20 protein-coding genes and 4 tRNA genes are annotated in these 20283 nt (G+C 37.4%); 10 read left to right on the forward strand and 14 right to left on the reverse strand.

The features are described from left to right. Window positions 1–19: 19 nt before the first annotated feature. Genes ACESSZ_RS03975 through ACESSZ_RS03985 form a run of 3 tightly spaced genes read right to left on the reverse strand, consistent with a single transcriptional unit; the run spans window position 20 to window position 1441 of the window. A complete protein-coding gene (locus tag ACESSZ_RS03975; protein ID WP_008686865.1) occupies window positions 20–727 on the reverse strand; it encodes an ABC transporter permease in 708 nt (235 codons plus the stop codon). Further along, window positions 720–1055, reverse strand: coding sequence for an AAA family ATPase (locus tag ACESSZ_RS03980; protein WP_008686863.1), 336 nt, complete (start codon window positions 1053–1055; stop codon window positions 720–722). The genes ACESSZ_RS03975 and ACESSZ_RS03980 overlap by 8 nt, the downstream gene beginning before the upstream one ends. A 35-nt stretch (window positions 1056–1090) precedes the next feature. Continuing rightward, a complete protein-coding gene (locus ACESSZ_RS03985) occupies window positions 1091–1441 on the reverse strand; it encodes an ATP-binding cassette domain-containing protein (protein WP_008686861.1) in 351 nt (116 codons plus the stop codon). 494 nt (window positions 1442–1935) lie between these two features. On the opposite strand from ACESSZ_RS03985, the gene ACESSZ_RS03990 reads away from it, so the two are divergent. From ACESSZ_RS03990 to ACESSZ_RS04005, 4 genes are all read left to right on the forward strand, one after another. Then, window positions 1936–2529 (forward strand): TetR/AcrR family transcriptional regulator, encoded by a 594-nt coding sequence (locus tag ACESSZ_RS03990; protein WP_008686859.1) that lies wholly within the window; start codon window positions 1936–1938, stop codon window positions 2527–2529. 23 nt (window positions 2530–2552) lie between these two features. After that, a complete protein-coding gene (locus ACESSZ_RS03995) occupies window positions 2553–4625 on the forward strand; it encodes an efflux RND transporter permease subunit (RefSeq protein ID WP_008686857.1) in 2073 nt (690 codons plus the stop codon). Between the two features lie 26 nt (window positions 4626–4651). After that, window positions 4652–6901: a hypothetical protein gene (locus ACESSZ_RS04000; RefSeq protein ID WP_331866758.1), complete on the forward strand. Its 2250-nt coding sequence runs from the start codon at window positions 4652–4654 to the stop codon at window positions 6899–6901. 149 nt (window positions 6902–7050) lie between these two features. Then, entirely contained in the window at window positions 7051–7263 is a 213-nt protein-coding gene (locus ACESSZ_RS04005) for a zinc ribbon domain-containing protein (RefSeq protein ID WP_008979261.1), read from the forward strand. A 110-nt stretch (window positions 7264–7373) separates the two neighbouring features. Here the strand turns inward: ACESSZ_RS04005 and ACESSZ_RS04010 are convergent, their stop codons facing one another. The 3 genes from ACESSZ_RS04010 to ACESSZ_RS04020 form a co-directional block, all read right to left on the reverse strand. Continuing rightward, window positions 7374–7715 carry a hypothetical protein gene (locus ACESSZ_RS04010; protein WP_008686853.1) on the reverse strand — a complete coding sequence of 114 codons (342 nt, stop codon included), beginning with the start codon at window positions 7713–7715 and terminating at the stop codon, window positions 7374–7376. A 98-nt stretch (window positions 7716–7813) separates the two neighbouring features. Next, on the reverse strand, window positions 7814–8599 hold the full coding sequence (locus ACESSZ_RS04015; protein WP_331866757.1) for a DUF2812 domain-containing protein: 786 nt from the start codon (window positions 8597–8599) through the stop codon (window positions 7814–7816). 262 nt (window positions 8600–8861) lie between these two features. Continuing rightward, window positions 8862–9323: a hypothetical protein gene (locus tag ACESSZ_RS04020; protein ID WP_008686851.1), complete on the reverse strand. Its 462-nt coding sequence runs from the start codon at window positions 9321–9323 to the stop codon at window positions 8862–8864. Between the two features lie 208 nt (window positions 9324–9531). Here ACESSZ_RS04020 and ACESSZ_RS04025 point away from each other — a divergent pair. After that, window positions 9532–9622: transfer RNA gene (locus ACESSZ_RS04025), tRNA-Ser, on the forward strand. A 140-nt stretch (window positions 9623–9762) separates the two neighbouring features. Here ACESSZ_RS04025 and ACESSZ_RS04030 read toward each other — a convergent pair. The 6 genes from ACESSZ_RS04030 to thrC form a co-directional block, all read right to left on the reverse strand. Beyond that, window positions 9763–9836 (reverse strand) — tRNA-Thr (locus tag ACESSZ_RS04030). A 165-nt stretch (window positions 9837–10001) separates the two neighbouring features. Further along, the gene (locus tag ACESSZ_RS04035; protein ID WP_008690793.1) at window positions 10002–10571 is read right to left on the reverse strand and encodes a Maf family protein; all 570 of its coding nucleotides are present in this window, start codon (window positions 10569–10571) and stop codon (window positions 10002–10004) included. Next, window positions 10561–11295, reverse strand: coding sequence for a TIGR01906 family membrane protein (locus ACESSZ_RS04040; protein ID WP_008690791.1), 735 nt, complete (start codon window positions 11293–11295; stop codon window positions 10561–10563). The genes ACESSZ_RS04035 and ACESSZ_RS04040 overlap by 11 nt, the downstream gene beginning before the upstream one ends. A gap of 413 nt (window positions 11296–11708) precedes the next feature. After that, window positions 11709–12143, reverse strand: coding sequence for an ACT domain-containing protein (locus ACESSZ_RS04045; RefSeq protein ID WP_008690788.1), 435 nt, complete (start codon window positions 12141–12143; stop codon window positions 11709–11711). Beyond that, window positions 12143–13024: a homoserine kinase gene (gene thrB, locus ACESSZ_RS04050; RefSeq protein ID WP_331866756.1), complete on the reverse strand. Its 882-nt coding sequence runs from the start codon at window positions 13022–13024 to the stop codon at window positions 12143–12145. The genes ACESSZ_RS04045 and thrB overlap by 1 nt, the downstream gene beginning before the upstream one ends. Continuing rightward, the gene (thrC, locus tag ACESSZ_RS04055; RefSeq protein WP_117548045.1) at window positions 13017–14519 is read right to left on the reverse strand and encodes a threonine synthase; all 1503 of its coding nucleotides are present in this window, start codon (window positions 14517–14519) and stop codon (window positions 13017–13019) included. Before thrC ends, thrB begins: the two co-directional genes overlap by 8 nt. A 117-nt stretch (window positions 14520–14636) precedes the next feature. On the opposite strand from thrC, the gene ACESSZ_RS04060 reads away from it, so the two are divergent. From ACESSZ_RS04060 to ACESSZ_RS04070, 3 genes are read left to right on the forward strand one after another with little or no spacing between them, the layout of a single operon-like run. Continuing rightward, entirely contained in the window at window positions 14637–15815 is a 1179-nt protein-coding gene (locus ACESSZ_RS04060; RefSeq protein WP_331866755.1) for a homoserine dehydrogenase, read from the forward strand. Then, entirely contained in the window at window positions 15815–17131 is a 1317-nt protein-coding gene (locus tag ACESSZ_RS04065) for an aspartate kinase (RefSeq protein WP_331866754.1), read from the forward strand. The genes ACESSZ_RS04060 and ACESSZ_RS04065 overlap by 1 nt, the downstream gene beginning before the upstream one ends. 25 nt (window positions 17132–17156) lie before the next feature. Then, window positions 17157–18173, forward strand: a complete 1017-nt coding sequence (locus ACESSZ_RS04070; RefSeq protein ID WP_008690779.1) for an aspartate-semialdehyde dehydrogenase — start codon at window positions 17157–17159, stop codon at window positions 18171–18173. A 78-nt stretch (window positions 18174–18251) separates the two neighbouring features. On the opposite strand, the gene ACESSZ_RS04075 is transcribed toward ACESSZ_RS04070, so the two are convergent. Both ACESSZ_RS04075 and ACESSZ_RS04080 read right to left on the reverse strand, forming a co-directional pair. Then, window positions 18252–18401 (reverse strand): hypothetical protein, encoded by a 150-nt coding sequence (locus ACESSZ_RS04075; RefSeq protein ID WP_008690778.1) that lies wholly within the window; start codon window positions 18399–18401, stop codon window positions 18252–18254. Between the two features lie 98 nt (window positions 18402–18499). Beyond that, window positions 18500–18883, reverse strand: coding sequence for a hypothetical protein (locus ACESSZ_RS04080; protein WP_008690777.1), 384 nt, complete (start codon window positions 18881–18883; stop codon window positions 18500–18502). Window positions 18884–19162: 279 nt separating this feature from the next. Here ACESSZ_RS04080 and ACESSZ_RS04085 point away from each other — a divergent pair. After that, window positions 19163–19248: transfer RNA gene (locus ACESSZ_RS04085), tRNA-Leu, on the forward strand. Window positions 19249–19622: 374 nt separating this feature from the next. Then, a tRNA-Leu gene (locus ACESSZ_RS04090) sits at window positions 19623–19708 on the forward strand. The last annotated feature ends 575 nt before the right edge of the window (window positions 19709–20283 follow it).

Here is a 20283-nt window from a genome sequence, read left to right on the forward strand (position 1 = left end):
GTATCTTGGTGAAAAACAGTTACTTGATTTCTTGTCGATTGAAACAGAAAGCTCCGATATATGCGAAGAAAAGTATAATAATCGTTACGATTCCTAAATGCAACATTGTCACTGTATTAACATTTACTTGTTCGATTGCCGTAGCAACGCTGCCTAATTCATAATCGGCAAGTCCACTGATATGTAAAAAGCTTCCAACATAACCAAAGGCAAAAGCTCCAAACAAATAATATGCAAAGGATAAAGATACAGCTAACGCGGCGCTATGTATAATACTTCCCAATAAAAAGAAGATAACTGTATAGTTCAATACGACTACGGCCTGTAACAACACAGCTTTAATGATAAAGAAAGCATCCATTGTTACCGTTGCTCCGCCATACACACTGAAGCCTACCGACATGATGGCTTCAATCAAAAAGATTCCCATACAGCCAATATAGGCAGCCAATAATTTCCCTATATAAATGCTGGTTCGACTGATTCCAGTACTAACGACATTTTTCATTGTTCCATCGTTATAATCGGCCTGGGCTACACTGATGGCAACAAGCGCACTAAACAAAGGTACAATGCTTGCTGAGGAAGCAATCGCATCTTGAAAGCTGATTTTCTCATCCGTCATAAGACCTAAAGCCAGATAAATACCAAAGGATAACAATAAGATAAACCAATATGCTTTATTACGTTTTAGCTTAAATAACTCCGCCTTTACTACCTTATGCATCTAACTCACCTCCGGCAATTTTAATGAAGAATTTTTCTAAATCTACTTTGTTGTTTTTGACTTCTTCTTCACTGATTTCTTTTACTAACTTACCTTCCACGATAAACCCATAACATGTGGCGACCTTTTCCATTTCCCCCAAGATATGACTGGAAATAATAATGGTCGTACCTTTTTTATTCAGATCCAATAAAATCTTACGCACATTCGCAATCGCAATCGGATCTAAGCCATTGATGGGCTCATCTAAAATTAATAATTCCGGTTCTCCTAAGATAGCGCAAGCAATACCTAAACTCTGCCGCATTCCTAGCGAAAAACCTTTCACTTTCTGTCCGCGTTTTTCATATAAGCCAACCTTTTTTAACGCCTCAGGATGGCTTTCTTTTTATCCTTTAACCCTAACAAATCAGCACGCAACATTAAATTATCATATGCAGAAAGTCTGGTTATAAAAGCAGGTGTTTCTATGATGGAACCGATACGGCTTCGTTCCTGATTCATTTCTTTACCCTTTTTACCAAATAGCTGAATTTCTCCCTTGGTTGGTTTACTTAACCCCAACAGCATTCGCATGAATGTTGTCTTACCGGCGCCGTTTCGCCCAATCAACCCATAAATACTCCCTTTTTTTACACACATCGATATCGCATGATTTGCTTTATATCCTCTGTATTCCTTTGTTAAATCTTTTGTGACGATGATATCCTCCATGATATTCCCTCCTTCAAGAATAAAGCTTACCGTATAATGTCTTATTCTTTATGTACCATCATAACAAACAAATCACGTGCTGCGTAATTTTCAAATAACTTTTATTACCGAAAAGCTAACCGAAATCACCAATGTCGATACAATTTTCAAATCTATATCAGCAAATACCTTCATCTACCAATATGCTTTCTTTAACAACCATCATAATAACTTATTGTATATATTCACGCACAACCATCTATTCTCCTTTCATCGCCATAACGTATTTCATTTTTTTAAGAACTAATATATTTCTTATTTACGCTAGTATCGTTTTCACCTTTTATAACCAGAAACCCCTTTCACGCATAGTATTTAGACAAATAAAAAGAACTGTCTAAAGAACTTCTTTTTCTACTGCATATAAAATATTGACTGTTCGTCATTTTTGCCATATCCTTTTCACGGTCATAAAAAAATGACTTAAAGTCATTCAGGAAAAGAGGTGTAACTATATGCGAAACAAGGTTCTGATGAATAAGAATGAGAAACGCCGCAGGATTGAAGAAGCTGCCTTGCGCCTATTTGCGAAAGAGGATTTTAACCGCATATCCATCGATCAAATTGTCCAGGATGCTCATGTAGCAAAGGGCACTTTCTATCTTTACTTTCATGATAAGGTACAACTTATCAATCATCTAATCGTGAAGAAAAGCTCTTCCATCATTGATGAAGCATTAATGAAAGCCAAAGAGGAACAGATTGATGATAAGATCGAAGAATTGATCTTTCTTGTAGATTATGTCATTGAATTTTTCAAAGCCAATCCCAGCAGCATTAAGATGATCCAGAAAAATCTATCTTGGAGCGTCATCGGCGGTAAGCTTGGCGATGATGAATATGAGGTCGTGAATCATCTGGAGGATTTTCTCAGCTATTTAATCAGTTTAGGTTATCAAGAACAGGAAGCCTATCAACTGATTTTTATGATTCTAGAGCTTGTTTCAACCGTATGTTATTCCTCTATTGTATTAAAACAGCCGGATAGCATCGACAATTTAAAACCGATGCTATATACGACGATTCGCAAAATGATCAAACGATCTTAAAAGAAAGATAGGAGCGTGGAGGTATGAAGAAGTTATCTGATTTCATTGTTAGAAAAAGAAATCTGATTCTGTTAATTGCGGTACTGCTGCTGATTCCAAGTGCGATCGGTTATGCACGTACCAAAGTCAATTATGACTTATTGAGTTATCTGCCAAAGGATGTAGAATCCATGAAAGGACAAAAATCATTATCAGATGATTTCAACCTTGCCAGCACCGGTATGCTGGTAGTAGAAAATATGCCGGATAAAAACGTTGCGGAATTAAAGAAAGAGATTCAAAGCATTGATGGTGTAAAGGATGTCTTATGGCGAGGCGATATCTTAGATATCAGTATCCCGAAGGAGGTCTTGCCAAAAGATGTCAAAGACATGTTATATTCGGATAAAGGAACTCTGATGGTTATCACCTTTGAGGAAGATGGCGCATCGCAAAGAACGATGGATGCCATTCATAAGATCAAAGGTTATAGTGAAAAGCAGTGCTATTTGGGTGGTTTCTCTGCCGTATCCGAAGATATTAAGGATTTAAGTGAAAAAGAAACACCATTGTATGGAGTCACGGCCATCATCTTGTGTGTCATTGTCTTATTTATGGGATTGGAGTCATCCATTGCCCCCTTTATCTTCGTCTTGGGAATTGCTTTCCCAGTTGCTTATAACTTTGGTACTAATGTATTCCTCGGCGAAGTTTCTTATATCACAAAAGCCTTAGCGCTTGTCTTACAGTTAGGTGTTACCATGGACTACTCTATCTTCCTGTTGCATCGTTATCAGGAAGAAAAGAATAAAACAAGCAATCGTGATGAAGCAATGTCAAATGCGATTCAGGCAACCTTTACTTCTATCACCTCATCTTCAGTTACAACCATTGCCGGTTTCTTAGCATTATGTGCCATGCAACTGACCTTAGGAAAAGATATTGGTATTGTCATGGCAAAAGGTGTTATCTTTGGTGTCTTATCCACGATCATCATCCTGCCATCGCTGTTAATGCGTTTTGATAAGTATATTGAAAAATGGAAACATCCAATCATCTTGAAGGAACCTAAGAAATTGCCTGCTTTCTTAACAAAGCATTATAAAGGCATTCTGGTAATTTTCTTAGTCTTGTTCATTCCGATGGGGTATGCACAAAATCATACCAAAGTCTATTATGATTTGAGTGCCAACATGCCACAGGATTTTGCCAGCATCATTGGGACAAATAAATTAAAGGATCAGTTCCATATGACAACCACCCATTTCTTACTGGTGGATGAAAATTTAGAAAACTATCAGATTAAAGAAATCTGTGATGAAGTGGAAAAACTAAACGGTGTTTACAGTGTCGTTTCCTATGAGAGTCTGATTGGCGGAAGAATTCCGACACAATTAGAGCCGGAAGCCGTTAAAACCATTTTAAATAATGGCGGTAAAAAAATGATCTTGGTCAACTCAACGTATCGTGCGGCTACGGATGAAGAAAACGAACAGTTAGATAAGATTGACAACATCATGCACAAATATGATAAACATGCCGTGATTGCTGGTGAAGGAAGCTTAACGCGAGACTTGATCACAACAACGGATATTGACTTTAAGATGGTTAATATCCTATCCGTATTAGCTATTTTCTTAATTATTGTAATTACCTTTAAATCTTTAGCATTGCCAGTAATCCTCGTTGCGTCGATTGAATTTGCTATCTGTATCAATATGGGTATTCCATACTTTACCGGTAGTGTGTTGCCATTCATTGCCAGCATCGTTATCGGAACGATTCAATTAGGTGCTACGGTTGATTATGCAATTTTGATGACAACGCGTTATAAAGAAGAATTAAGTAATGGCAAACCGGTCATTGAAGCAGCGCGTGAAGCCGCAGCCAAATCGGCCCCAAGTATTATCACATCCGGTTTATCCTTCTTCGCAGCCTGTATCGGTGTATCCTTCATCGCGAAGATGGATCTGATCAAGAGCTTGTGTACGCTGATTTCACGAGGCGCTGTTATCTCTATGCTGGTAATTCTTCTGGTATTGCCTGCCTTGTTGATTATCTTCCATAAAGCGATTGAAAAAACAACAAAAGGTTGGCCAAAAGCCAATTTGAAATAAATAAGGAAAGAAAGAGGTTGAGGAACATGAAAAAAAATGTAAAAACAGTTACTTGTGCCGCATTGAGTCTGATGATGGCAAATACTTGTATGACAACACTGTATGCCAAAGATGGCGATGATACACAAACAACAAAGGATGAAACGGTCTATGCGATGTTGCATCCAGATGGAAGTGTTGATGAAGAAATCGTAAGCAGCTGGCTGCATAATGATCATGGTATTAAAAACATTAAAGAATCACTTGATCTTAAAGATGTCAAGAATGTAAAAAGTGATGATCAGCCCTCTGTGAAAGGAAATACCTATACATGGAATGTTGATGGCAATGATGTGTATTATGAAGGAAAAACAACGAAACAATTGCCAGTAAAGGTAAATGTCACCTATAAACTAAATGGTCAAGCAATAGATGGTAAAGATCTCATTGGAAAAAGCGGTCCATTGGAAATTCATATAACCATGAAAAACACACAGACACGTCAGGTGAATATCAATGGCAAAACAACCAATATTCATCCTTTATATATCGGTGCCGGCGTCATTGATCTGTCCACAGATCACTTTTCCAACGTCACTTGTGAAAATGGAAAAATTTTGAATGAAGGCAATAATCAAATGGTTGGTATCGTTGCTTTGCCAGGATTGGAAGACACCTTAAAAAGTAGTGGTATTAACGATACCAAAGGCTTAAAAATCCAAGATGAATACGTCATCAAGTGTGAAACAAAGGACTTTGAGATGGGGCCTATCATGATTGCCTTAACACCGGAAGTTCCTCTTGATAAATTGAAAGATATTAATTCACTTGATGAATTACTGGATGGCATTGATCAGTTGAGTGAGGCAAGTGTTAAGTTAGCAAATGGAACCAGTCAGCTTGCTGAAGGCACAGCCACCTTAAACAGCAAGGTTAAAGAAATGGTAAATAGTATTCCGGCTTTAAGCACTGGTGTAAATGACTTAAAGAGTGGTACTACAAAATTAACCAAAGGTTCTAAAGAATTATCTGCCAACTTGAAAAATTTAAGCAATGGCCTTTCTCTTGCCAAAGATGGCACCAAAAAACTGACCACTGCCACAAAAGATCTGCCAACCTTAGTCACCAGTATATCTGAGTTGAATGATGGCATGCAGACATTATCCACCGGTTTGCGTGAAGGCAACACCAAGATTCAGGCAGTAGATTTAAAAAAGATGCAGACATTAGTAGATGATTTAGCCGCCTATCCTACACAATTGACGGAACTAGCGAATAGTGCTTTGAAACTTAACACGGCAATACAAGGCATTAATACCATTGTGAATGACGACACTCTGAAAGCAGCCAGTGCACAAGCAACCGCTAAAACAACAGCTGCCAAGACAACAGCTTGTACCCTCTATGCTCAAAACGCTGATCCAACCAAGTCAAATATGACACAGGAACAAATCAACGCACTCAAAGCTATTTGTACAGATACAACTTATGCCGAAGGTTATGCTTCCGGTGTTCAAAATGCTTTATATGGCGATGCTGATGGTGCTGGTCACAATGTTAGTAATCTGAGTGCAGCGGCTGCGTTAGGAAGTGCAAAGCTGTCTGAAAAAGCACCGGAATTAAATACCGCCGCCACTCAATTAAACGGTGCAGTTACTTTAGTAAAAACAACGCTGACTGATTTAGGTACGCTGCAGGATAGTATGAAAGATGCTGCAGAAGGTGCAGCTACCCTAGCTGCCGGCACCAGTCAATTAAAAACAGCAACTGCCAATTTAGGTGAATTAAAAACCGGAATTAAGACTTTAAATACAAACATGGTATCTGCCAGCAGCGGTGCTTCGCAATTATATAATGGATCAAAAACCTTAGTAAATGGCTTAACAACAGCCAATGCCGGCGTTACTAAGCTGCAAAATGGTTCAACAGCTCTTAGCAAAGGGGCAAAACAGCTGCACGCTGCTACAACCACATTAGCCGAAAAAACAGGTGAATTAAACAAAGGTATGCAAACCTTTAAAATGGATGGCATTGATAAAATGAAACATGAAGTCAATGTATCTATGAGCGATCTGAATCAGCTGCTATCTATTAAAAATGAAATCGTCAAAGAAGCTGAAAATGAGCATACCTTTGCAGGTGCCCCTACAAAGAGTACAGCAAAAGTAAAATTCATTTATAAGACAGAAGAACTAAAACATGAGAAGAAAGTAGAAACAGAAAAGAAAGCCACAAAAGAAGAAAGTAAAGATAACTTCTTCGATAAGATCACCAATTTCTTTGCCAAATTGTTATAAAAAAACTATGGAACGATTATCAAAAAGATATCGTTCCTTTTATATGCCATTCTTTTGATAATCAAAACTCCTTACTTTTTCTTAATGATTTCATCTTTGCCATCTTATTGATAAATGCTATAATATTTATATTCAAGGAGGTTCTTATAATGGAAAAGAAACAATTTGTCTGCCCTAAATGTGGGAATACATCTTATGAAAGCGACCAGTTTCAGGCAACCGGCGGCAATTTTGCGAAATTATTTGATGTTCAGAATAAAAAATTCGTAACCGTATCCTGCACGCGTTGCGGTTTTACAGAATTATACAAGAGCGAAACAGATGCCGGATGGAATATTCTTGACTTCTTAATTGGCAGCTAAAAAACATCATACGATGTTTTTTTTTGCTCTTTCATAAACATATACCCAAAAGTGATACCATATGATTCATCTTTTGCATTATAACTGCCTGCTATGAAGGTAAGATAAGCTCAATCGATAAATGCTTTCACCTTATGAAATTTATAGAAAGATGGCAGGATTTCTAATAACGCAAATAGCAATAACGTTTCATCCTCAAGCTTATACCCTATAAAACCAAACCATTCTCTGCAAATCGGCAATAATATGATAAGTGTACTACTCTCTGCCACAAGCGAAGTGATAAATAAGGCTGTTTTCGGATATCGGTTATACCATGAAAGAATCTGTGTTTTACTTACGTGAAAAAGCCGAAGTATAAAATACAATAAAAACAGCACCCCGGCATTCACCAGCATTGCCACCTGCAAAAATATACCTAAGCTAAAAAGAAAGCATAAAATTGTTTTCATAAGTACCTCTTGTACAAAAGTATAGCACTCTTCCTTAAAAAAAGAAACGTCGGATAACGTTTCATTTTTATTGATATCTTTGCTATACCCAGAAGATATTATGATTGATATTTAAACTCTAATAACTTCTTCTTTACTTTCATATAAATCGTTAAATAAAGGATAAAGGTTCCAATCAATAGAATAGCGACAATTGTGAAAATAGTCATAAAAATACCCTGATATATCGTTGGATGTGTTAGTAAGAAAAACAAAATACCTAACATGAAAACCATAAGAATAACAATCATCGTAATCAAATTGCGCCAGCTGGATAACAGTCGTTTATACAAAGCATTACGTGATTTACGATCACTATAGATTTCCGGTTCAGGCGCACCGGGTTCCTCTAGGGTGCGGAAATAATGCAACATTCCATCAAATTCACTCTTTTCATGATAAATGCTTTCCCATCCGGCCTCTTTAAAGTTCTCCACATAACGATCTCCATCACGCAGACCATGCTCATAATAGCCTAAATGGTAATAGTAGTTTTTTACTTCACCCAGTTCGAAGGTATAGCGAATGCCCTTTTTTTCTTTAAAGTGATACCCACTCATAGACATCTCATGCAAATAACGCGCTTCTTCATCCATATCAGAAACAAAGAAAATGCGATATTTTACTAACGTTTCAGGCTTTGTTTCTATTTCCTCCGTAACGGTTTCCATGGTATCTGATGAAAGATCCTCCAGAGAACCATCTTGTTGTGGTTCTGGATCTTCCTTTAATTCTTCTTTCAACTCTTCCATCATCTGTTCCAGATTCTCTTCCGGAATCAGTTCATCACTTTCCTTCATCTTATCCACATCTGATGTTGATGTAAGCTTTTTTTCTTCTTTCATAGCCTGCCTCCTTATGAAAAGGTACTTATTTAATTTATCATGTAAATGCATGCGTGTCAAATAATGGCAGACATTCCCTTTCATACACATAAAGAAGGAGCTTGCCATTAAAAAACAAGCGTACATCAGAAACAGAATGAACGTAAAAGCGTTATGCGATCATAAGGAATCGCTGCTACGTCTTTCTATTATGTATTCCCATAGCTAATGAAAGATAATTCTTACGACGGTAATCAAAGAAGTGATGATAAAGTGAAACCATTCACGGTAATTGTAGCAGTAGATTGGCAAACCAATACTGTTCATCATGAACAATATCCATACGACAAATCATCCCTTCTTTAACCTTCTCCCACTCCACCTTTTCACATGCTAACCCTACTACGAGCTGTTCCACAATAAAACCTTTACCAAAAGATAAGATAAGCGTATCTTGCGAAACAGTAAAGTTGCGCTGATTCCATATACTGGACTTATGAAATTCCCAATCGTGATGCTTAAGGAAATACGCATAGCGATTGCGTGCTGTCTGATAAAGCTGCCATTTACTTTCTTTAGGAATCGCTTTATGGATACGTTTGACATCATAGCGTATAGGTTTCCCTTCTAAAATCATCTGATATACATATTTACGTAAAGCACTGTGATAAATATCTTCATAAGCAAGCAATACTTGTTTCCGTTCTCGATCTGCACGAATGCGCAGCTTAATGGTTTTATACATACGAACACCTCCTACCTTTGTATACGACACAAACATGAGAAATCTGTAAAATAGTGATGAAAATGTTCAAAATTTAAAGGTTTGGCTGTTTTTTTGTAAGGCCGAAAACAGGTAGGAGGAGCGCCTATTTTTTTGATTTTAGGACTAGACTTTTAAAAATGACTATGATATACTTTTATGGCAAACGAAATGTATGCAAATCAGAACTGGAGTAGTACTCAAGAGGCTGAAGAGGTGCCCCTGCTAAGGGTATAGGTCGGGAAACTGGCGCGAGAGTTCAAATCTCTCCTACTCCGCCATTGAAATAAACAACGTCGCAAGACGTTTTTTTCTTATTCTTACCTATGCCTCATGATTAGGTTCTGATCATTTACTCATTCTACATAAAAAAACTGTAACATTCCAAGAAATCAGATATGTTACAGTTTGCATTGTTACCTGGTGCCGACACGCAGAATTGAACTGCGCGCTGAGCATTACCATTGCTCTGTATTACCACTATACTATGTCGGCAACTATGTGCTTTATCTCAAAGCTATTATATTATAATAGGCATCGTCAGAATTTTCAACAGGTAAAGCACATTTTTTTCATTTTCTAAAATTACAAGATTGTTTCTTTACATTTCTCAAATCATCTATGCTATGTATAAGATATTCCTATTGCTTATTTTACATCCTACTCATGAAGCAATGGTAGAAGTTCACGATATACTCTGGAAATCGGTAAACCTACCACATTAAAATAATCACCTTCAATGCTTTTTACCAACAGCTTTCCCATTCCCTGAATGCCATAAGCTCCTGCTTTATCATAAGGTTCATCGCTTGCAACATAAGCAGTAAGCAACTCCTCCTCCAAATCATAAAATGTTACCTTCGTTGTTTCATGGAAAAGAATCGTATGCGTTTTACTTAACAAGGCTACGCCTGTTATAACTTCATGTGTCTGATTACTAAGCATTTTTAACATCCGTAAAGCATCTGCTTGATCCTTTGGTTTCCCTAATCTTTCCTCTTTCCATATGACCATCGTATCACAGCCAATGACAACTGCACCTGGATGTTGCGTAAAGATATCACTGGCTTTTTGTAATGCCAATTGCTCGATTGCCTGTGCAGCAGGAAGATGAAGAGGTACAATTTCTTCCTTCTTTGAAGGAATGATTTGAAATGGCAGACCGCTATCTTGCATGAGTTCCTTACGTCTGGGAGAAGCACTTGCCAAAATCAGTTGTTTACGCATCATGAGAAAGCTCCTGTGTTTCCGCTTGATAATGTTTCAACTGATAACGCAAATAGATATAAGCCCCCACAAAACAGCCTATAAAGCCTATCGCAAACATCATGACGATACGGAATACCAACTTACTGAAGAAGGCTGCCGGGAATAAATTGATCATCAGATCTGTACTAGGATTTAATAGCCATAAATCATTACGGAATGCCACATGATGAAATGCTGTCCAGAAAGCATCAAAGTCAACATATGCCCAACCTGCCAGCATGATAAAAAAGATTGCAAATAGAATCGCTGCTTTCATATAATTAATACTTAACACTGTCCATGCACCTTTCTTTAATCGCACAAGCAGATAAATGCAGCTTACCACCAAAATCACAAAAGCCATGTTTCGCAAAATTTGGGCAAAATGATACAGACTTCTAACATCCACCATATGTGCAGCCTCTTTGCTGTTAAAGGCCTCTACCTTACTACCCTGCACGGTAATTTCGACATTGATATTATCACGCTTATCCTGCAAATAATCTAATAATGTATTTGTCGCAAGATTCAAGTCCTTTTGCGTCATGCCTAAATCCTGTGCTGTTTGCAATGTTTTATATTCACTCTTATAGAAATCAGAATCAAAACAATTGATACTGACACTGGTTACCAGTAAAATGATGACCAATGAAATTGCTGCTGCATAGGAGGCAATTGTATTTAATTTATTAAGTACCACGTTCATAAACAACCCTCTTTTTTAATTTTAGCTATATTATATCGTACCATATTTTAATGAAAAAGCAAACTTGTAATTCCTCACTTCAGTAAGAATGATATAACATTTACTGCTACATGTTATATAACGATAAGTTCTTTTCATTGATAGTAAATATTTTTATTTCTCGTTTATATCAAAGGTTAACCTTTGTGCAAAATCCCTATTATGAATATAAAGACTTCTTTAAAGAAAAAGCATTTTGATCTTTTTAAAAATAAGTTTTCTTACCAAAAGGTATCCTCCATACGAATAAAAAAAGATCTCTTCTATCACACCATGCAATCACCACAGGAAGGATAGCAAAGAGATCCTATAAAGATTATAAACTTAATTCTAACCCATCAACATCGTTCTATCTTCATACGATAGCGAATGCTTTATTCCACAGCCAGTAAGTGCAGATTAGAAACACCGCGGCATTCATTTAACAACTGCATTAAATCATCAATACCAGAATTCATTTCACTGATATCAAAGGAAATAACCACACTTGCCCAGCCATGAATCGGAATGTTTTGGTTAATGGTCAAGATATTAGCATTGGTTTTTGACATCACATTCAGCACCTCGGAAAGAATACCTTTATCATGATGCAACATCAAAGAGATGACTGCCTTACGAGCACTCATTCCTTTATCCGGAAGGAATACATAATCCTTGTATTTATAATAGGTGCCTCTACTGATACCGACACGTTTCACAGCTTCACTGACCTGTTTGACTTCCCCGTTTTGTAAAAGGCTGCGGGCCTCTATAACTTTATCTAGCACATCTGGTAAAATCGCACTATCTACTATATAATATTTTTCCATTATATCACCTCACATTGTACGCCATCATAGGTCGCATGCAACAAACGACAATCCCATGTAGGATATAGCATCTGTATTTGTTCTATGAGTTTCTTCGCATCTGTTTCTTCCTGTGTCAACGCAATCATCGTAGATCCACTGCCACTGATGAACATTGTAATCATATCTTGTTGTTGGCATAGTTTTTTTACATCCTCATATTGTGGAATCAGATGCTTGCGATATGGTTCCTGCATCTTATCTGTACATGCTTTCCGCAAGATCAGCGGGTTACCGATTTCCATCGCCTTTGCTAAAGCCGCACAGCGCCCCATCTGATACGTAGCATCCGCATAACTCATCTGTTTTGGTAAGACTTCTCGTGCTGCCTTGGTATTGACTTCATAATCAGGAATCAATGTGACAAACAACAGATCTTTCTTGATGCCATAGCGAATCATATTCGGCTTTCCTTCTTCCATAAAGCTGACACAAAGACCTCCAAAGATAGCAGGTGCAATATTATCCGGGTGCCCTTCCATCTGTGTTGCCAAATCAAATAACTCATATTTATTAAGAGGACTTCCTACTAGTGCATTTGCCCCAGCCAATCCGGCAACGATGCAGGTGGCACTGCTGCCTAATCCTCTTGTATAAGGAATGTTGGTATCCATGGTAATGCGCAATCCTGTACAATTTTTCTGTAAATACTGCATCCCCTTTAAAAAGGCTTGGTAAATTAAGTTATCTTCATTACAATAAGCTTCTTCACAGCCTATGATTTCTAATCCTGTAGCGATTTCTTCAAAATAAACAGTTGCATATTCATCTAATGCCAAACCCAAACAATCATATCCTACACCTAAGTTAGCACTGGTTGCCGGCACAATTACCTTAATCATGGAACATCTCCTTTACTGTTTTTTCTACGTAATCACGCATATCCTCTTTATCAATTACATCCTCATGACGAATTTTTGCCCCTTGCAGCAACAATAAAGAATCCGGAATACGGGCACCGCTTTTTCGCTGTAATTCTTCCATACAAGCAAATTCATCCTCATTGCTCTGTTGGAAAATAGCGTTTTCCACTGCCGGAGCAAATTTATACGGACTGGCCGTTGCCAGTAAGACACAAGGTGTCGCATCATTTTTTTGATAATCCTTCATCACCTTATAACCAACAGCTGTATGAGGATCTAATACATATCCCTTTTCCTCATAAAACTCCTTCATGATCGCAGCACATGTTTCATCATCACAATAGCCACCGTAAAAATCTTTTTGAATATCTTTAAATATATCACTGCGTACCTGATAAGAACCTTTTTCTTCTAAAGACTTCATCAGTTCATGAATATAGTCTGCATCTTTTCCGCTCTTATAATACAACAAACGTTCCAGGTTACTGGAAATTAAAATATCCATACTTGGTGATATGGTTTTAAAGAAAGAACGGTTACGATCATAAATACCCGTGGTTAAAAAATCATACAGCACATGGTTGGCATTGCTGGCAACCAGGAAACGTTTTACGGGAAGTCCCATACATTTTGCATAATAGCCGGCTAAGACATTGCCATAATTACCGGTTGGTACACAGAAATTAATCTCTTCGCCGAAACGAATCTTACCTTTGCGTACCATTTCCTTATAAGCAAATACATAATAAACGATCTGCGGTATCAAACGGCCGATATTGATTGAGTTTGCGCTAGATAATGTCGTATTCATCTCATTCAGACGCTCTTTCATCTCTTGATCTTGGAAAATCTTTTTTACATTCGATTGCGCATCATCAAAGTTTCCCTGAATAGCACAAACTTTTGTATTTTGTCCACTTGTTGTCACCATTTGTAATTTCTGCATATTGCTGACACCATGATCCGGATAGAACACTGTGATACCAATATGTTCAACATCTTTAAAGCCTTCCAAAGCAGCTTTTCCCGTATCACCACTGGTTGCTGTTAAAATCATCACATCTTTGCCTTTACAGCTTTGAATAGCAGTTGACATTAATTGTGGCAACATACGCAATCCCACATCTTTAAAAGCACAGGTAGGTCCATGGAACAATTCCAAAACAGGTACATCTTTGGCAATATGAAGAGGGGTAATATCATCGTTATCAAAACGATTGGCATAGGCATCCTGTACACATTTTTTCACTTCCTCTTCCGTGAAATCCGGAAGTAATGCAGACAGAATAGTTTCAGCCATTTGCGCATACGACATTTCCATCATATCGCGGATTGGCAGCTTTACTTCATCCAATCCATCGTATACATATAGACCGCCATCATCCGCCATACCAGCTAAGATAGCTTCTTTCGGTGTCCGCTTTATATCTTTATTACGAGTACTTGTATATATTTTCTGCATCCTTTTTTCCATATCTTTAATTCTCCTTTTTTCATCTTGCAATTCTTATTTTACTATGATACAATGTTCGCAATATAAAAACAAGTGTTTTTATTAAAAAGACAAAAAATTTTAAAAAGGAGGATTTCCATGAATATAGCAATACTTGGTTTTGGAACGATCGGCAGTGGTGTTTATGAAATTATTGAGCATGCCACAACACCAGAAACGAAAGCTTTGCATGTAACACACATTCTGATACGGAAAGGAAAACCTAAAACCCTTCCTTATATGTGTGATGATATTGAAACCATACTCAACGATCCTGCTTTGGATGTTGTCGTAGAAACCATGGGAGGTTTAGAGCCGGCCCATACTTATATCCTACAGGCATTACAGGCCGGAAAACATGTCGTCACGGCAAACAAAGCGGTTGTCGCAGCCTATGTAAAAGAATTTCATGAATGTGCCAGTGAAAATGATGTAAACTTCTATTATGAAGCCAGCACCGGAGGTGGTATTCCATGGATTCAAGGTCTGGAAAAAGCCTTGCGTATTGATCAGGTCAATCGCATTCACGGCATTTTTAATGGAACCAGCAACTTCATTCTAGATCATATGCAGCGTTACCAGGCAACCTTTGATGAAGTATTAAAGGAAGCACAACATTTAGGATATGCCGAAGCTGATCCTAGCGCGGATATCGATGGCTTTGATATTTGTAATAAACTGCGTATTTCCGCATCCATTGCCTATGATTATCATGTCCCTGATAACTTTCCGGTATTTGGGATCCGCACCATCACCAAAGAAGATGTCCAGTATTTTAAATCCTTAGGTATGGCTGTTCGTCTGATAGCCAAAACCAAACGCCAAGAAGACACCTACAGCTGTGTCGTAGAGCCTATTTTATTTAAAGAAAATCAGTTGGAAGCAAATACGATGGATAATTACAATCTGATTACCTTGCATGGTGATACGATTGGTGATTTAAAGTTTTTTGGACAAGGGGCCGGAAAACTGGCAACGGCCAATGCTGTAGTACAAGATATCCTTGATATCCTGGAAGGCAAAGCCCATCGCGTCTTGCATTTCCAAAAAGAAATGCAGTACGATACGACATTGTGTAACCGTGATTATATTGTACGCTGTGATAAGTCCTTACGTCCGATGTTACATCATTTATCTTATGACAGCAGTACCTTTGATAAATATCTACATGTAAAAAATGTCGAGGTTGCCCATATGCATGAACTGATGAAAGAAATCTTAAAACACGATGCTACAGCCTTTATGGCAAGCATCCATGATCATAGGGAGGAATTATAATGTTAAAGATTGCTAAATTTGGAGGGTCATCTGTCGCTAATGCCGCACAGTTTGCAAAGGTTAAGCATATTATTGAAAGTGATGAAGCGAGACGTTTTGTTGTCGTCAGCGCAAGTGGCAAAGAGCATAAAAAAGACAACAAAGTAACAGATTTATTATATCTGATAGAAGCTCATCTGAAATATAGTGTAGATTATCTATCCTTGTTCGATTTGATTAAAGAACGCTTTATTTCTATTAAAACTGATTTAGGACTACAATACCCTATCGAAGAGGATTTGGCTAAGTTACAAAGTGAGCTAAGCAAATCGATGTCTACGGATTATCTGGTAAGCCGTGGTGAATATCTGACCGCAAAATTAATGGCGGAATATTTAGGTTTCCCTTTTGTTGATGCCAAAGATATCATCACCTTCCGCTATGATGGCAAGATTGATTTTGATGCCACAAAATATCGTTTGGATAATTTTCTAAAATCCCATGACTGCTTTGTCATTCCAGGGTTCTATGGTGCTTTGCCAGATGGTACAGTAAAAACAATGGCACGTGGAGGAAGTGATATTACAGGATCTATATTAGCACGCCTATTAAATGCCGATATGTATGAAAATTGGACAGATGTATCCGGCATTTTGATGGCTGACCCACGCATCGTGACACACCCAAAACGTATTCATACGATTACTTATAGCGAATTGCGTGAATTGTCTTACATGGGTGCCAGTGTCCTACATGAAGAAGCCATCTTTCCAGTCAAAGAAAAAAATATACCTATCAATATCTTAAATACAAATCATCCGAAAGAAGGCGGAACGATCATCGTCGAGGAAATCAAAGAAAAAGATTCTGATCAGATCATTACCGGAATTGCCGGCAAGAAAAACTTCACTGTGGTAGCTATTTATAAAAATCATATGTCCGATGAAGTCGGTATCATTCGACGTGCATTGGAAGTATTTGAAAATTACCGCATTTCCATTGAACATATTCCAAGTGGCATTGATTCCTTTAGTATTGTTGTAAATAGCGATGATGTCAAGGATGTCATCTACGATATTGTAGGCGATATCAAAAGAGCCTGCAATCCGGATAATGTGAAGGTCATTGACCACATCGCCTTGATTGCGACTGTTGGTCGTCAGATGATGTATCGCCCCGGTATTTCCGGACGTTTGTTTGCCGTACTAGGTAAGCATAATATCAACATTCGTATGATTGCACAGGGCAGTGATGAAATCAACATTGTTGTTGGTGTAGAAGATAAGGACTTTGAGAAAACCATTTCGGCTATCTACAATTCCTTTGTTATTGAATAGGATAGAAAGAAAGGAAGGATTGTATATGAGAACATATAATGTGGCTATTTTAGGTGCTACAGGTGCCGTTGGTCAGGAAATGATCAAAATCTTAATGGAACGAAACTTTCCCATCAATGAATTACATTTATTAGCCAGCAAGCGCAGTGCCGGTAAAAAAATGGAAATCAATGGGAAAGAGTATAGCATTGAGGAAACAACCGAGCAAAGCTTTCAAGGTATCGATATCGTGTTAGGTGCTGCGGAGAATGATATTGCTAAGCGCTTTTTACCGAAAGCTGTAGAAGCTGGTGCCGTTGTTGTGGATAACAGCTCAGCCTATCGTTTAGACCCCAATGTACCATTGGTGATACCAGAAGTAAATCCAGAAGCCGTTGCCTCACATAACGGCATCATCGCCAATCCAAACTGCGCAACGATCATTGCTTTGGTAGCTTTAGCACCACTGCATCGCTACGCAAAGGCAAAACGCATGGTCGTATCAACGTATCAGGCAGTTTCTGGAGCCGGGGTAAACGGTATTCGAGAACTGAATCAGCAAGTTGGCGCAATCGCCCATGAGAAAGAAGTAGAAGTTTCTACTTTCCAATATCAGATTGCCTATAATCTGATTCCTCAAATAGGTGGCTTTAATGAAGCGGGATATTCCAGTGAAGAAATGAAAATGCAAAATGAAGGAAGAAAGATCATGGACAATCCTGATCTTTGTGTGAATTGTACATGTGTTCGGGTTCCGGTATATCGTTCCCATTCCGAATCAATCATGGTTGAATTCGATAAAGAAATCAGCGTTGAAAAAGCCAGAGCCTTGTTGCAAACTGCTCCAGGTGTGAAATTAGTTGATGATCCTGAACATCAAAAATATCCTATGCCATTAGATACCACTGATCAAGATTTGGTATTTGTCGGTCGTATCCGTGAAGATATGAGCAACCATACCAACGCATTAAGTTTTTGGTGCTGCGGCGATCAAGTTAGAAAAGGGGCGGCAACGAATGCTGTTCAGATTGCCGAGCTGGTAATTGCACAGATGGAAAAATAATGAAGACATGAAAAAACCTGTATTTCGTAAATATGCACAGATGTCATTCTGCCATACCACGATCATACAGGTTTTTTACTATTCGTTTTTGTAGGAATCCTTTTCAATCAGCATGGGCTGAAAGCGTCGTGATAAGGATACCATCATAATAAGAAATGGCAGTGCCAGCAATATACAAAAGAATGCTGTTAATTTTCCTTGCAAAAACGTTTCGATAACTTCTTTCATCCGGTATCCCTCCATTCATACTGTTAGGATACTCCTTTTTCTTGATTATAATATTAATTTTATATGAAGATTTTATGAAGAGTACGCACCGTTAGAAATTAGGCTTCTTCGGTAGCAATTTCGCGATTTGCATCACTTTCAACATCCTGCATAGTTTCTTCAGTTTGTGTAGGAACAACATCCTGATCCTGGGTTTCTGCGATAGCATCATCCAAGCATAATGCAAGTATTTGATTTAGATTTCCAATTTTTGAGATAATAAAACCGATACCATAGCAACCAAAAGCATATGCGAAGAAAGGGGCACAATTGCTGAAATAAGCATTTAGCATATCTTTGATTTCTAAGCTGGCACTTTGACTGTAGGTAACAACTGATTCATACGTAATATAGAAATAAAATGCGGCAATTCCCAGAAATACAACAGATGCTACATAAAAAACGATACTAGCTTTCGAGATTTTAATCTTATTTTTTGACATTAACATTCAACCTTTCTTTTATTCGGATTCTATTATCTACTATAAATATGTGATGAGTGTGTGCATCATGTGATTTCTAGACGAATTTTATGATGTAAGGCTTTTCACATATCTTGTTCGTTATCGTCGCAAGCTTTGCACTGTAACAAGCAATGCATAAGCGTTTTGTCTTCTTTCAATTATGGATAGCTTTTTTATAAGATGGAATGCATCATAAGAAAATTAAAAAAACTATGGATAAATTAAAAAAAATATAGTATTATTATAAAGCATAAATGAGCAGCCGTGGTGGAATGGCAGACACGCTATCTTGAGGGGGTAGTGGGCGTATGCTCGTGTGAGTTCAAGTCTCATCGGCTGCACCAATGAAAATCAAAAAAGATGTTTTAGGGTTACCTTAAATATCTTATCAAAGAGCAAGTCCTTTCAATAGGACTTTTTTTCTACTTACTTTCTTTTTCGGTGATGCCAAAACATCCTTATAACATAGCTTTCATGTAAGAGCATTCTACACTTATCAAAGGCTTTTCCTACATCCTGTGTGATTCATGAATTCATCATATATCATCTGCTATATAGCCTTTATTTATGCACAATTGCGCAATCGAAATAGCTAAATTTCGTTGTGTTTTTTCTCGCCATTATATACTGTAAAGAAACTGTTTTACGGATATAATTTTTTCATTTTCTACTAGACAAATGTTTTAAAATAGTTTATTATATATAAGCACTCAATTAAGCAGGAGTGGTGGAACGGCAGACACGCTGTCTTCAGGCGGCAGTGCGAGCAATCGCGTGAGAGTTCAAATCTCTTCTCCTGCACCATATCGTGAGTGAAGCGCTCTATATCAGCGCTTTTTTTATACTCTTTTCCTTACATGAATTATCTCATGTAAATGGTGAAATTTTTTTAAAGTAAAAACTGAGTTATGTTTAGTGCTTACTTTCATATCATACCATAAATATAGCAAATAAATGAGTCTTATATTTTTTAATATTCTTTTGTATACTGTAAATGTTAGAAAGAGGTGGAAACATGGGAACTTTATTATAATTTTAAATTATAGAATAAAAAAGGAGGATAAAAATTAAAAGATTGGTTATAAACGTTTTTAGTATAATGACTTGTCTATGGACCAGGAGGAACAGTTACTGATATCAATAGAGTTACTAGTTATTATACTGTGGTTCGTCAAACTAACTTTTATAAATAAAAAAAATTATGAGAAAAAATTTATTTTCAGCAATATTAAGATATTCAAGTTTTGCAAGTCTCATTGTAGCAATTATAGCAATTTTATTAAAATTTGATATAAATTTACAAATAAATTATTTTCAATTTTGTTTATTTTTGATAGTTTTTTCTAACTTAATCAATATAGCAAGAGAAAAATCAATTA

Source organism: Eubacterium sp. 3_1_31 (assembly GCF_964249515.1).
Lineage (GTDB): Bacteria > Bacillota_I > Bacilli_A > Erysipelotrichales > Erysipelotrichaceae > Longicatena > Longicatena caecimuris.

Bases quoted from the DNA above. Each gene is read 5' to 3' on its own strand.
- ACESSZ_RS03975 (WP_008686865.1), bottom strand. From the start codon at position 727: ATGCATAAGGTAGTAAAGGCGGAGTTATTTAAGCTAAAACGTAATAAA.
- ACESSZ_RS03985 (WP_008686861.1), bottom strand. From the start codon at position 1,441: ATGGAGGATATCATCGTCACAAAAGATTTAACAAAGGAATACAGAGGA.
- ACESSZ_RS03990 (WP_008686859.1), top strand. From the start codon at position 1,936: ATGCGAAACAAGGTTCTGATGAATAAGAATGAGAAACGCCGCAGGATT.
- ACESSZ_RS03995 (WP_008686857.1), top strand. From the start codon at position 2,553: ATGAAGAAGTTATCTGATTTCATTGTTAGAAAAAGAAATCTGATTCTG.
- ACESSZ_RS04000 (WP_331866758.1), top strand. From the start codon at position 4,652: ATGAAAAAAAATGTAAAAACAGTTACTTGTGCCGCATTGAGTCTGATG.
- ACESSZ_RS04005 (WP_008979261.1), top strand. From the start codon at position 7,051: ATGGAAAAGAAACAATTTGTCTGCCCTAAATGTGGGAATACATCTTAT.
- ACESSZ_RS04010 (WP_008686853.1), bottom strand. From the start codon at position 7,715: ATGAAAACAATTTTATGCTTTCTTTTTAGCTTAGGTATATTTTTGCAG.
- ACESSZ_RS04015 (WP_331866757.1), bottom strand. From the start codon at position 8,599: ATGAAAGAAGAAAAAAAGCTTACATCAACATCAGATGTGGATAAGATG.
- ACESSZ_RS04020 (WP_008686851.1), bottom strand. From the start codon at position 9,323: ATGTATAAAACCATTAAGCTGCGCATTCGTGCAGATCGAGAACGGAAA.
- ACESSZ_RS04035 (WP_008690793.1), bottom strand. From the start codon at position 10,571: ATGATGCGTAAACAACTGATTTTGGCAAGTGCTTCTCCCAGACGTAAG.
- ACESSZ_RS04040 (WP_008690791.1), bottom strand. From the start codon at position 11,295: ATGAACGTGGTACTTAATAAATTAAATACAATTGCCTCCTATGCAGCA.
- ACESSZ_RS04045 (WP_008690788.1), bottom strand. From the start codon at position 12,143: ATGGAAAAATATTATATAGTAGATAGTGCGATTTTACCAGATGTGCTA.
- thrB (WP_331866756.1), bottom strand. From the start codon at position 13,024: ATGATTAAGGTAATTGTGCCGGCAACCAGTGCTAACTTAGGTGTAGGA.
- thrC (WP_117548045.1), bottom strand. From the start codon at position 14,519: ATGGAAAAAAGGATGCAGAAAATATATACAAGTACTCGTAATAAAGAT.
- ACESSZ_RS04060 (WP_331866755.1), top strand. From the start codon at position 14,637: ATGAATATAGCAATACTTGGTTTTGGAACGATCGGCAGTGGTGTTTAT.
- ACESSZ_RS04065 (WP_331866754.1), top strand. From the start codon at position 15,815: ATGTTAAAGATTGCTAAATTTGGAGGGTCATCTGTCGCTAATGCCGCA.
- ACESSZ_RS04070 (WP_008690779.1), top strand. From the start codon at position 17,157: ATGAGAACATATAATGTGGCTATTTTAGGTGCTACAGGTGCCGTTGGT.
- ACESSZ_RS04075 (WP_008690778.1), bottom strand. From the start codon at position 18,401: ATGAAAGAAGTTATCGAAACGTTTTTGCAAGGAAAATTAACAGCATTC.
- ACESSZ_RS04080 (WP_008690777.1), bottom strand. From the start codon at position 18,883: ATGTCAAAAAATAAGATTAAAATCTCGAAAGCTAGTATCGTTTTTTAT.